At 37.3% G+C, this 14708-nt stretch carries 3 protein-coding genes; all 3 read right to left on the bottom strand.

All coding sequences use genetic code 11. The annotated features are described in order from the left end of the window. On the bottom strand, window positions 1–5595 hold a 5595-nt coding region (locus ACH2BV_RS09170; RefSeq protein ID WP_395050426.1), incomplete at its 3' end, for a beta strand repeat-containing protein. Between the two features lie 592 nt (window positions 5596–6187). Beyond that, window positions 6188–11647, bottom strand: a complete 5460-nt coding sequence (locus tag ACH2BV_RS09165) for a GEVED domain-containing protein (RefSeq protein WP_395050425.1) — start codon at window positions 11645–11647, stop codon at window positions 6188–6190. Window positions 11648–12048: 401 nt separating this feature from the next. Beyond that, window positions 12049–14708: LamG-like jellyroll fold domain-containing protein (locus tag ACH2BV_RS09160; protein WP_395050424.1), on the bottom strand; the 2660-nt coding region annotated here is incomplete at its 5' end.

Here is a 14708-nt window from a genome sequence, read left to right as displayed (position 1 = left end):
AAGAGCATTTGTTCCAACAGTAGTAGTGAAAGTTGCATCAGAATACCATTTCCAACTTGCACCTGTTCCAAGGCTACCGCCAGTTTGAGTCAATGTTATACTTGAGCCATTACAAATAGTTGATGTTGATGTGCTTAGACTTGTAGGCGCAATCGATGGTTGATTCACGGTTACCGTTACGCTTCCAGCTGCTGCAATATTGGCAGTACACGGCGCACCGGTTGAACTTTCGGCACGTAAATAATAAGTTGTAGTTGCTACTGGATTAACGGATAAACTTGCATTTGCAGTAGCATTTGTTCCAACAAGGGTAGAAAAACTTGAATCTGAGTACCATTTCCAACTAGCTCCAGTTCCAAGAGTTCCGCCAGTTTGGGTTAAAGTAGAGCTGCTTCCATTACATATTGTATTTGGAGAACTGCTCAAAGAAGTTGGCGCAACAGAGGGCTGGTTTACGTTTACAGTTATATTTCCAGCCGCAGCGACATTGGCAGTACAAGGCGAGCCTGTTGAGCTTTCGGCACGCAGGTAATAAGTTGTATTTGCAGCTGGGCTTAAAGTTAAGCTTGCATTTGCCAGAACACTTGTTCCAACTAATGTAGAGAAACCTGCATCAGAATACCATTTCCAGATGGCTCCAGTTCCAAGGCTACCGCCAGTTTGGGTCAATGTTATGCTTGAGCCATTGCAAATAGGCGAAGCAGATGTGCTTACACTTGTTGGTGCAACGGACGGTTGATTTATTGAAATTACTACCTGATCACTAGTTGAGGGACAGGTTCCAGCTGGATCATTAGTTGTCAATGTTAAAGTAACGGATCCAGTACTTATGGAAGGAGTATACGTTGAGTTTACTAATGCTGTGTTTGAAAATGTTCCACTTGGAGCAGACCATATAGAACTGGAAGTATTACCTGACCAAACTCCTGCTAAAGTAATTGTTCCTCCTAGACATACATTTGCATCTGGCCCAGCATCAATTCCTGCAAAACTATTTACATTTACACTATATGATCTGTCATTCCCTGAGCCGCAAGGGTTTGTTGCATAAACTTTTATTAATTGTCCATTCGAAATAGCTGCCCCAGAGGAAACGGAAACGGTAATTGTATTTGTTCCTGCACCAGAAGTAACTGTAAAGCCTGCGGGTAATGTCCAAACATAACTATCTGCCCTTGCTACAGCTGTTACCGAATATACTAGACCAGCAGCGGGTGGGCATATTGAGTTTGGGCCTGAAATAGTATTGGCTCCAATATTTGCTGCTCCAGATCCGTATACCGTCATTGTAACAGCATTGCTTGTTGCCGTTGCAGAGGAAGGACATATTGCGTTAGAAGTCATTACAACTGTTATAGCATCACCATTATTTAAAGTTGAAGTCGTATAACTTGGACTATTTGTTCCCACATTAGTAACGCCATTTTTCCATTGATACGAAGGTGTTGTTCCTCCATTTGTTGGTGATGCTGTAAAAGTCACACTTGTTCCTGAACAAATTGTAGTAGCGCTTGCAGCAATACTTACCGAAGGCGTAACTAATGAATTTACCACCATTGTAATACTGTTGCTTGTCGCTGGATTTCCTGTTGCACAAGGTGTAGCATTGGAGGTTAAAACAGCGGTAACCGCCTGTCCATTGGTTAAAGTTGATGTGGTAAATGTGTTGCTGTTCGTTCCTGCATTTACACCATTCACCTTCCATTGATAAGCTGGGGCTGCTCCTCCATTTGTTGGAGTAGCTGTAAAAGTTACTGATGTTCCGGCACAGATAGTTGTTGCTGATGCAGCAATACTTATGCTTACTGGTAAATTTGGATTTACTGTGGTTACAATTGCGTTGCTGGTAGCTGGACTTCCAGTTGCACATACTGCATTCGAGGTCATAACTACTGTTACTGATTGTCCAGTTGTAAGCCCTGATGTGGTGTAAGTTGTGCTATTTGAACCTACGGGAGTTGCACCTATATACCATTGGTAAACTGGAGTAGTTCCTCCATTTGTTGGGGTGGCTGTAAATGTTACGCTTGTTCCTGCACATATAATATTGTCGGCATCGCTTGAGACAATCGTCACGCTTGTGGGTAAATTTGGATTCACCGTGGTTACAATTGCGTTGCTAGTAGCCGGACTTCCAGTAGCACATACTGCATTTGAAGTCATAACTACCGATACAGATTGTCCAGTTGTAAGACCTGATGTTGTATAAGTTGTACTGTTTGAACCAACAAGAGTTGCGCCAACATACCATTGGTAAACTGGAATAGTTCCACCATTTGTAGGCGTTGCTGTAAATGTTACGCTTGTTCCTGCACAAATACTATTGTCGGCATCGCTTGAGACCATAGTCACGCTTACGGGTAAATTTGGATTCACCGTGGTTACAATTGCGTTGCTGGTAGCTGGACTTCCAGTAGCACATACTGCATTTGAAGTCATAACTACTGTTACTGATTGTCCAGTTGTAAGACCTGATGTTGTATAAGTTGTTCTGTTTGAACCAACAGGAGTTACACCTACATACCATTGGTAAACTGGAGTAGTTCCACCATTTGTTGGAGTGGCTGTAAATGTTACGCTTGTTCCTGTGCATATAATATTGTCGGCATCGCTTGAGACAATAGTCACGCTTGCGGGTAAATTTGGATTCACCGTGGTTACAATTGCGTTGCTGGTAGCAGGACTTCCAGTAGCACATACTGCATTTGAAGTCATAACTACCGATACAGATTGCCCAGTTGTAAGACTTGATGTGGTGTAAGTTGTACTATTTGAACCAACGGGAGTTGCACCTACATACCATTGATAAACTGGAGTAGTTCCACCATTTGTTGGCGTTGTTGTAAAAGTTACGCTTGTTCCTGCGCAAATATTATTATCGGCATCACTTGAGGCAATAGTTACGCTTGCGGGTAAATTTGGATTGACCGTGGTTACAATTGTGTTGCTTGTAGCTGGACTTCCAGTAGCACATACCGCATTTGAAGTCATAACTACCGATACAGATTGTCCAGTTGTAAGTCCTGATGTTGTATAAGTTGTACTATTTGAACCAACGGGAGTTGCACCTATATACCATTGGTAAACTGGAGTAGTTCCACCATTTGTTGGCGTGGCTGTAAATGTTACGCTTGTTCCTGCACATATAATATTGTCGGCATCGCTTGAGACAATAGTCACGCTTGAAGGTAAATTTGGATTTACTGTTACTTGAATACTGTTGCTTGTTACCATTACTGGTGATGCACAAGTGGCAGATGAGGTCACATCTAATGTGATGACATCATTATTTGAAAGTGTAGAGGAAGTAAATGAATTGGTATTTGTTCCAACTGCACTGCCATTTAAACGCCATTGATAGATTGGAGAAAGACCTCCATTGGTCAAAACATCTTCGCTAAATGTCACAGATGTTCCGGCACAAAATGTTGTTTGAGTAGCTTCAATAGTAATAGTAGGAGTCAACAAAGGATTCACTGTCATCGTTAAAATATTGCTCGTAACAGTTGCAGGAACTGGGCAGATTGCATTGGAAGTCATTACAACTTTTACCTGATTTCCATTAACAAGTGAACTCGTTGTAAAGGTTGAACTATTTGTTCCAACAGGACTTCCAGCTAAATACCATTGGTACGATGGAGTGCTACCCCCATTTACAGGTGTTGCAGTAAAAGTTACGGAAGTTCCTGCGCATAATGGACTAACAGGACTTGCAAGGATTGATAATGAGGGAATTGTACTCGGATTGATATTTACAGTGGCAACACTTGAATCGTTGACACAAGGCGAAATTCCAGTTAGAGTATAAGTAAAAGTGCTTGAAGTCGCTCCGCTTGCAGGAGTGTAAGTTCCTGCGCCAAGATTAAAAGCCCCACCCGTTCCAGAAGTTCTCATCCAAGTACCGCCAGATTGTTTTCCAGTTATTAAACTAAATAAATCAATCGAGGATCCGCTAGAATCACAAACTGTTGTTGAACCATCAGTTCCGGCATCAGGTTGAGGGTTGATATTTACAGTGGCAATGCTGGAATCGTTGACACAAGGAGTAATTCCAGTAATGGTATAAGTAAAAGTACTGGTAGTCGCTCCGCTTGCAGGAGTATAAGTTCCAGCAACAACATTGAAAGTTCCGCCAGCACCAGTAGTTCTAGTCCAAGTACCGCCAGATTGTTCTCCAGTTATTAAACTAAATAAATCAATCGATGATCCATTAGAATCACAAACTGTTGTTGAACCATCAGTTCCAGCATCGGGTTGAGGGTTGATATTTACTGTTGCCAAACTCAAATCGTTAATACAAGGTGAAATTCCAGTAAGAGTATAAGTAAAAGTACTGGTAGTCGCTCCACTTGCAGGAGTGTAAGTTCCTGTGCTAGCATTGAAAGCCCCACCGGTTCCAGAAACTCTAGCCCAAGTTCCGCCAGATTGTTCTCCAGTTATTAAACTAAATAAATCAATCGATGATCCGCTAGAATCACAAACTGTAGTTGATCCATCAGTTCCTGCATCAGGTTGAGGGTTGATATTTACAGTAGCAACACTAGAATCATCAACGCAAGGAGCAATTCCAGTAAGAGTATAAGTAAAAGTGCTTGAAGTCGTTCCGCTTGCAGGAGTATATGTTCCAGCACCAGCATTAAAAGTTCCTCCAATTCCTGTTGTTCTAGTCCAAGTTCCGCCAGATTGTTCTCCAGTTATTAAATTAAATAAATCAATCGATGATCCGCTAGAATCACAAACTGTAGTTGATCCATCAGTTCCTGCATCAGGTTGAATATTTATAACGACTGAACCTGTGCTTTTTGAAGCCGAAGCAACACCGCAGGCATCAGTTGTAATTACAGAGTAAATCCCTGAATTTGATATTGAAACGTTATTAATTACAGGGTTTTCGCTAGTAGAAGAGTAGCCGTTTGGACCAGTCCAGCTAAAAGTATAAGGAGCAACGCCACCACTAGGATTTGCAGTAAGGGCCAAGTTGTTACCTTCACACAACGTGGCAACAGTAACGGTTGGGCTCGTTATTGGGTTAGAAATAGTAAATGTCGCTTTATAATTTGCACCTAAATTGCTTATAAACTTTTTGGTTTCACAAGTAGAGGTACTTGCATTGGAACCAGTATAATCATAATAAACCTCTATTGTATAATTACCTGGGGATAGTCCAGTTATAAAATTTACATTTAAAGTATAATCTTTCCATTTTTGATCACCATTTGAACAAGCTCCTATTCCATCATCAAAAACACCTGCACTAACACTTCCACAATTATATACATTTAATAATGGAATTGTATTAAAACTTCCCGTTGGAGAACCTGTGGGATAAACACGCCAATTTACGGTAGCAGTACAAACATTTGTAGAAGCATTTTTCCAGGTTTTTATTTCTCCTGAAGTAATGGTTGCACAAGTTGAATTTTGACCAAAAGTACCCAAATTAGCACCATCTAAAGGAACCAATCCAATATCGCCGGTAGTATTATATATGACATTATTAATTCTTATCCCAGAAGCGAATTGGCCAAAGTCCTGCCCATACCCAAAAGCATAGCTAATAAATAATAAAATAAATAATATGTATTTTTTTTTCATAGTATTCACATTTTAAAATCAAATAATTCACAGTTTAAGAATAATTTGATTTATCGGTTCATGCATACTTAAATTAAAATTAAGCATTTATATAAACATTTTATTAAATTGGAATTTATTTTCGATTAACTGATTTATTTAATCGATAAACTACTTTTTTTAACATTTAATTTTTTTATTTTTTGATATTAATCCCATTTTTTCCCTTCTTATTTTTACTTAAAAAAACGAGAATTTCTATACAAAATGATGTTTATCGGCTTTATTTAATTTTTCCCCGTCATAAATATAAGTATTATTTCTAAATAATCGATAAAAGGCATAAAAAACAGTTAAAATGCATAATATTATTTATATTTTGCAGTAAAATCTTATATATTTTATCATTAAAACCATTTTGCAATACTGTTTTATATATAAATCACAAAAATAATTGTTGTAATTAAAAAAAAAGCTATTGATATACAGTCTTTTATGTTTTTAAGGAGTGTGAGGTAGAAGGAATATATGACGCTATACCCGTTTGAAATTATTTAAAAAAAAAGCTATCATTTCAGATAGCTTTCTAGTTATTATTTATTTTAATTTTAGTTTATGGAATGATAATTTTTTTACTTAAGTCACCATTAAATGTTTTGACTTTTGCAATGTAAATTCCCGAACTTAAATTTTTAATTGGTAGTTGTATGTTTTTCTGATCCTGATTTTCAATCTTCCAAGTAGAGATAGATTGACCTAGAACATTAAATAAAGTCACCTTTTGAACTGATACATCTAATGAATTATTATTAATCATAAGTATGCTATTGTTCTTAATATAACTGATTTTTATATCATTATTGTTAATGCTGTTTTCATCAACGCTTAGTGTTTTATTATTGTTGTGGCTGTATCTAAGAACAAAGCGATTGTCGAAAGTACCTACTGTAGTATTGAAAACATAAGGTTTTTGCTTTAAATCATAAATAATATTAAGGTCTTTATCTTCTAAATAGATGTTTTGATAATCAAAAACTCCATCTAAATGATCAATACGAATAGAATAGTTTCCTTTTTTTGCGGCATTAAATCCTAAAGGGACACTGTCATTTGGATCAAATGGTAATGCGCGACCTTGAATCGTTAAGTTTGCTTCAGGAATAATAGAGTAGAAGGTTACATCGTTTCCTCCAAAAGATTCTCCGTCATAACTTCTGTCCAAACCTTGTGTTGCATCCGTTATATAACCAATTAATGTCTGACTAAAAGCTCCAGAATTGTTAGTTAAATTTAACCAAATCCTGTGTTTTTCTTCTGCTGTTGTAGCTTTAGGGTTTTTACGAGATTTAAAGAAATCACTGTTTGTTCCTGTAGTTGGGATAGCGTTATTTGTAACTCGCATGCTGTTGTTAAAAGTTGCATTTGCTGTTGCTCCATTTGACATGCCACTTGCAGCTCTAACAAAGAATGCTTGCCCTGAAGCAATAAACCCTGTTGGGGCGTTCCCTCCAGTTGTTGCTGATGAAGCGGTTCCAGTTGCACCAGTTTTATTAAAAGCAGCATAGTCTTCGGAAGTATAGTTTAATACATAATCTCCATAAAATGGGTCTGGAGCCGCAGCACTTGGCTGAGTGTTGTGTGTCCATATATAAATTGTTCCGTCAACAACATTTGCATTGGCAGGTAAATCCAAGAATTTTTTTGCATCCAATCCAGATGGATATGGATTACCTATAAGATTCCATTCGTCATCTTCATCAGCAACTGATCCTACTCCTAAATTAGCATTAGATCCTTTAGATACAGGAGCTAATATTGGACCATTGTTTGGTGTTCCAACAAATGTTGCAGTGAACGCTACTTTTGTAGATGGATTGCTAGAAAACGTATCTGGCGCTTTTACTATATATCCTTTAGTAGGAATCAATACAGTTGAAGGAGCAAGATTTAACCAATTTCCGCTTCCGCCACCAATGGTTGCACTATAACTCCAAATATCACTTGATGTGCCAGGAGATAAACTGGCAAAAGTAAAATTTGACCCAGCTGCTACTGGTGAATTCCAATACGTATAATCATAATAGTTCATTGGTTGGGTGATTCTTTGTATGTTTACATTTCCGGTATTGGCAACATCGGTAAGTTGCACAATGCTGGCGTTATTTTTTAAATTAAATACACCACCCGTTTCTACTTTAATAAAATCTGTAACCGTAAGGTTATTTCCAGCTTGTATTTCAAAAGAACCCGTAGACTTCACTACAACGTTTTTGGCGTAAGCAAGATAATTTGTACCAGAAATTACTGTATTTTCAGGAGCTACTACACAATTTGACGCTGTAGGCACCCCATAAGGCCTCCAGTTGTTGGGATCGTTCCATTCTGATGTTGTATCACTTGTTCCAGGAACATCGCCACGCCACACTTTTGTATTATTAGTTACCGTAATAATTTGTGAAACAGGACAACCATTGCCTAAAGTTGCATTAACTGTAATTGGAAAGGTTACAGTTTCTAATTGTGATAAATCTGGTTTTAAATAAATTGTTGTCACTTTTTGGGCAACATAAGGTACGGTGCAAGCAAGATTTGTATATGCCGCAACTGGTGTTGCACTACTCCAAGAAAACGTTGTGTTTAATTGTTTTGTTCCAAAAAAGCGAATATCATCTATAGCCCATCCATCAGCCCAATCACCGTAGTATTCAAAACGTAATTTTAAATTAGGTTGGTTGATATATGCTGATAAATCTATAGATTCATCAGTGAATTTTGATGCTACACCTAAATCTGAACTGTAGGTTTTTACAGTTGTCCAGCTTGTACCACCATTAGTTGAAACTTGTACTTTTCCACTATTAACACCTCCTCCAGAATAATAGGAAAAATAATTATTAAAAGTTAAAGTAAGATTTATAAAGTCAGTTGTATTTACCGATGTTGTTGTGCTATATTGGGAGGTTATGATTGCACTTGCATAATCAGAGGTTGTTAATGCAAAGTTGCTTCCCACGATTCCTGAATTTATTGCTGGTTTCCAAATTATTGTTGATGGAGTATAAGTATTTGTTTTTACACCCCAAGATGAATCACCACCAGGATTAGTGGCAGTCATTGTAGCAGTTAAGCCAGTAGTAGCTCCTTCAAAGTCCTCAACAAATAAATCAAGAACTGTTGTATCTCCAGCAGCATTAATTGTGATAACATTATCTTCTCCACAAGTGGTTGGATTAGTTGGTGTAAAGTTAATTGAAGTAGTAGGTACAATTGTTGCCACAACACGAGTTCTCACTAATGATTCGCAACTTCCGTTGAAAGAAGTAACATAATATACTGTTGTAGTAGTTAAAGAAGGTGTGGTCCAAGAACCAGTTGATGTTATTGCGAGTAATGTTCCACCTGTTGCTGAAGAATACCATCTGTATTGAGTAGTTCCACCAAGTCCCACAGCACCCAAAGTAACAGTATTTGTTCCACATGCGGAACCATTTGTAACACTTTGTATTTTAGCAGCACAATCTTGGACTACTGAAATAGTATAATCTTCAACTTCTCCAGTAGGATAATATGTTGAGCTAACTGTACAAGGATCTATTGTAGGAGTGCTTGTATTTCTTGATCTAATTCTCATTCTATAATTTCCAAGACTTTGTGAAAGAGGAACTACGAATCCAAAGGTAGTTTCTAAAACTCCATAGACACCTGTTGTATAAACAGTTTCTCCTACATCTACGAAATCACCGTCACCATTCCAGTCAACAAAACAACTGAAACGTTGTCTGTCTGCTTTATTAGTTCCGGGAAGGACTGATGAACTTAAAAGAATAGAAAAGTTCATACCACCGCCGGGTGTTTGGGTTGCAATAGTAGTTGCTGAATAATCGGCATATCCTAGAGTAGAATTTGCAGGAACTCCAGTTGAATAGGCAGGAACTCCAATATAAGAGGTATCATTTAAATTTCCTTGAGAAGCAACATTTGCTATCCAATATGTACTTGCTGGTGTTGTTGGCTTACAATAAGATATTGTGACAGTTAAAACAGCAACAGTCGAAACACTTGATGTACCACAAGCATTACTGGCTGAAACTCTATATTTAAAATTATTCATATTACCTGAAACACCTGTAATTGTTAGTGTTGCTGTTGTTGCTCCGGAATAAACACCACCATTTGTAATTGGAATATAGTTAGTACCACCATCAGAACTTACTTCCCATAAATAACTATTAGGTGTGTTGCTAAATACAGACGTGAAACTTGTTGTTGCTCCATTTGAAACAGAAACACTAGCTGGATTAGTACTAATAGCAGGTATTGCTGTAGTACATACTGATGATGTAACATTTAATATATAATCTTCAAATGCTCCTTTTGTTCCAGTGAAACATGGAGTTGCGGTTTCATTATTAACTCCTTGTCCTTGTCCTTGGGTTATACCCACTCTCATTCTATGATTTCCAACGCTTGCAGAAGAAGGAACATTAATGGTGCCATTTATTGTGGTAGAATAGACAGTACTTGAAAACATTTCTTCACCAGAATCTACAAAGTCGCCGTCGTTATTCCAATCTGCCCAAATTTTAATATTATAATTTTTTTGACCAGTACTTGTTGTAATACTTATTGGCATTGCTGTTCCTTGATAAACATTGCCAATTTGTGCAGTATAATCATTGTAAACTATGGTATTACTTGAAGGATTATTTACAGAACTATAAGAAACATTAGTAATACCAGTTCCATCCACTCCACTAGAAGCAGTTGGAGTACAATAGACAATACAAGGAGATGCAGTTGTAGTAAATGTCCAAGTTGAAGAGCCAACAGCGCTGCCACAAGCATTTTTCGCAACTACTTTCCAATAGTAAGTCGTGCTTGCTAATAAAGTTCCAGTAGAATAAGAGTTAGTCGCAACATTTGCTGTTACAGTTCCGGGTAAACTTCCTGCACCAAAATAAACATCATAAGAAGTTGCTCCAGATACTGATGCCCAAGATACACTTGTTACAGGAACAGTTCCGCCATAGCAAACCCCTGTTGCAGCATTTGACGGCGAAGGAGTTGTGGCTATTGGGAGAATAGTTGTCGTTATAATTACATCATCATATGTACTGCCGCATAGACCGTTGTTTATTGTCCAGCGTAATGTAGATGTGCCTGATAATAAGCCAGTTAATCCAGATGTTGGAGAATTTGGAGATGTTATTGTTGCAGTACCAGATTGTACTGTCCAAGTTCCAATTAAACCAGCTGAAACTGGTGTATTTCCCGCTAAAGTAGCAGTAGATAGACATATAGTTTGATCTGACCCAGCGTTTGCAGTTTCTGATGGACAAGTAAATGTTATTACCATATATCCACCAGCACCAGCACCTCCAATTTTACTTTTATTTCCACCACCACCACCACCACCATAAGTAGTTCCTGGACATCCCTCGCCACCACCGCCACTTCCACAACCACCGCCAGTTCCACCAGTTCCAGTTCCACCAGTTCCAGCAGTTGCCCCAGTAGCACTAGTTGCAGTATTTCCATTGGAAGAAGTTCCGGCACCACCACCACCACCACCACCAGTGCCTGATGCACCGGCATAACCATTTCCACCATTATAAGTGCCTCCTGTTCCTGCAGCTCCAGCAGTAGGGGCGGTTGCAGTTGTTTGTGTTTCACCACCACTACCACCATTTACAGTAAATATTGTCGCCGATGTTGACGAATTTACAATTGTTGAATTTCCACCCGCACCTCCATTAGCACTAATTGTTCCAGCAATACCTCCAGTTCCAACCGTTATTGTGTATGAAGTTCCAGGTGTTACTGTTATAGATGTTGTTTTTTTATATGCACCACCACCACCACCAGCTCCTCTGTATCCGCTGGTATTACTTGAGCCACCACCACCACCACCAGCACCCCAAGCTTCTACTTGAATAGAAGTAACGTCTTTAGGACAAACCCATGTACCTGATGATGTAAATGTAGAAGGAGATTGTGAATATCCTAAAAAGCTAATGAGTAATATTATTAAGCTAAGGTATCTTTTCTTGTAAGATAGAGTAGTTTTTATCATGATTTTAGGACTAAAAGGATGAATAATATTTTTGGTTATATATTATTCTATAATACTTTGATTACTAAATATTGTCTAAATAGATTGATATTTCATTATTCTTATATGTAGAATTACATCTAAATTAGATGTCAAACATAAATTAATTAATTTAAATAAAAAAATATTTAAACTATAAAGTACTTAATAAGTCGATAAAATACATAAAATAATACTATTTGTAAGTAAAAACACAATATTTTTGTAGTATTATGCAAATAAAATTTTTGTTGAAATTATTTATAAAAATAAAAACCTCTCTGCTCAATATTTAGAGCAAGAAGAGGTTCATCTTTGAAGGTTAATTTTGATAAAAAAACTGTTTATATAGGCAGTTTTTAACTTGAAGTTTTTTTAGTTATTTAGTGAACAATAATTTTTTTACTTAATTCACCTTTCGATGTTTTAAGTTTGGCAATATATATACCTGAACTTATATTTTTAATAGGGACTTGAATATTTTGTTGTTCTTGATTTTCTATATTCAAACTAGAGATAGATTGGCCAAGAATATTGAATAGCGTTACTTTTTCAACTGTTACATCTAATAATTTGTTGTTGATTGCCAGTATATTTCCTTTTTGATTAAAAGAAATCTGAATGTCATTGATTGAATTCTTCTCAATTTTTAATGTTTTATCTTTAAATCTTAAAGAAAAACGGGTGTCATAAACACCAATTGGCAGGACAATTTTAAATACCCCGTTTTTAAGGTTATGATAAGTATCTGTGACATTATCATAAATAAATATGGCTTGTTCACTATCAAAATTTTCCAATGCATCAATCATAAAGGATACTTTACCTTCGACATCTGTTTTTACGCCAATAGGGTAGGAAGCACTTGTGTCAAAAAAACCTTCACCTTCAATAGCCAATTCGTTTTCTCCATTCAATAAATACATGTCGCTTGGGAAATCATCAATATTAAAAGCATCATAACCATTATTCATTTCGCTATTTGCTTTTTCATCCATAAAAGCAAGCAAAACCTGCCTGTGAAAACTTTGGTTGTAAATAGTGTAACCCAGACGAATTCTTTTATGTGTATCTTTTTTTATTGGATCATCGCTATTGTTCGTCAACTGGTTTAAACCTTTTGGTTTGGGTGGACTTTTGTACATAGTTTGAGAAGCAGCATTATCTTCTTTAACAAATGCCCTCTGGCTATTTTTGAAAGTAACATTTCCTCCAGTAACGGTTTTTCCAATTACAAAGAAACCCTGGCCAACAGGTATATATTGTTTAGGTGCCAATTTACTGGTAGCACCAGTTCCGCTTATGAAATCAACACCCGTTGCGCTTGGAGCTAACCCACCAGACAAATTTCTTATACCGTAGCCTCCTTGATAACTTCCTAAAATGTGAGTAGTATTGGTTGCAAATTGTTCCCAGAAATACAAAGCACCATCTATCGCTGGATCTGTAACGGATGTATTAATGGAGCCAATATTATCAGTTATAAATAAATCTGCATCTAAAGCCGACGGATACGGATTCCCTACAAGTAGTAATTGATTAGCTCCTATTGCGTTTGTAATGGTTCCATTGTTGGGTTTACCAGTAAAGGTAAGGTTTTCAGTTCCTGAAGTTCCGGCTCCTTTAAGGGTAAATCCTTTACCGGCTTCCAATGAACCTGTTTCGCCAATTTGAGTCCAATTGGCATACGCATTTGCTTTGTTGTCAAATTTATAAATCCAGTAGCGGGCCAAGCTAAAAGGGGTTGTTGTACCATCATAGCCCGCAATCCAGGTAATAGTAGCAGGTGATGCAGGATTTGTACCATCTCTTAAAACTCCTGCCACAGTAAAATTATTGTTATTTGTAGTAGTGTTAATGGCTCCCACTGGAGACCCCCAATAGTTGTAATTGTATTTATTAGCCTGTCCATACTGGTCTCTTTCTATATAGCCGGCACTGACTTGGTCCAAAATACTTCCTGTATCTTGTAACAGTTGTGATTCACCAGCCAAATCAATTACGCCGTCTAATTTCAAATAATTGGTAACTCTCAGGCTTTGTCCGATTCCTGTGCCAGTACTTATATTGGTAGTGCCGTCTATAGTCAATTTACCTGCTGTTGAAATTAACCCCAAAACAGTAATATCTTTAGCTCCAGAAGTAATAGTATGGGCTATTTGTATAATACTCCATTCTATTTTGGTAGAATTATCAATTCCAGTACTAATTGGCAGGTTTTGAACCGTGCCGTTTAACCAAGTTCCGGGATTGTCCCAAGCTCCATCTAATGCCGATTTGTAAGGCAAAGGTGCAGTTTGAGATTGAACTGTAGTCATATTTTTAGATAAACCATTTTTTGTCCCATTGTTAGATTTATCATTAACTGTATTGTCATTCATAGGGTAGTAGGCCTTCAAATTTATCCAAGTTAATCCTCCTGTAATATCTATTGGTATTGTTTTTCCTATAACTTTTCCTGTAACAGCGTTTATTTGTATTTCCTGGTTCATCATTTCGTGAATTTGTTGCGCCGTTAAAGCCACGTCCCAAATACGAACTTCATCAATATAGCCATCAAAATTATTTGCAGTATCAGATGGTCCTGAGACGCTAGTATACATAGTGCCCATTAGGAATTTTTCTGTTCCGGTTGTTGGCGGAGTAGCTGTAGATTTGTTAGCCACTATAACGCCATCTATATATAATTTTGCATTTGCTCCGTCATAGGTTGCGGCAATATGGTGCCATTTAGCATTTGCACCATTTGTTATTGCGTAAGGGGATGCAATATTTAAAATTTCTCTCCCTGAATTATTATACCAAGATAAATTTGGGTAGCCACTATTTAAAAACAGATGATACCCTCTTAGATTCGATGCTTTAGCATCTCCTTTAGAAATAATAGTCCCATTTGTAACAGTTGCATTCTGCAAAACCCAAGCTTCCAATGAAAAATTACTTGTTAAAACCCGTTGGGTGCAATTATTTAAAGTAAAATAAATTGAATAAATATTGGTCAAGATACTGAAATTCAGTATCTTGAAGTCGCTAAACCGCCAAT

The organism is Flavobacterium sp. (genome assembly GCF_043780635.1).
GTDB lineage: Bacteria > Bacteroidota > Bacteroidia > Flavobacteriales > Flavobacteriaceae > Flavobacterium.
Note: the sequence above shows the minus strand (reverse complement) of the source record. Positions and strands in the feature narration are given on the sequence as shown.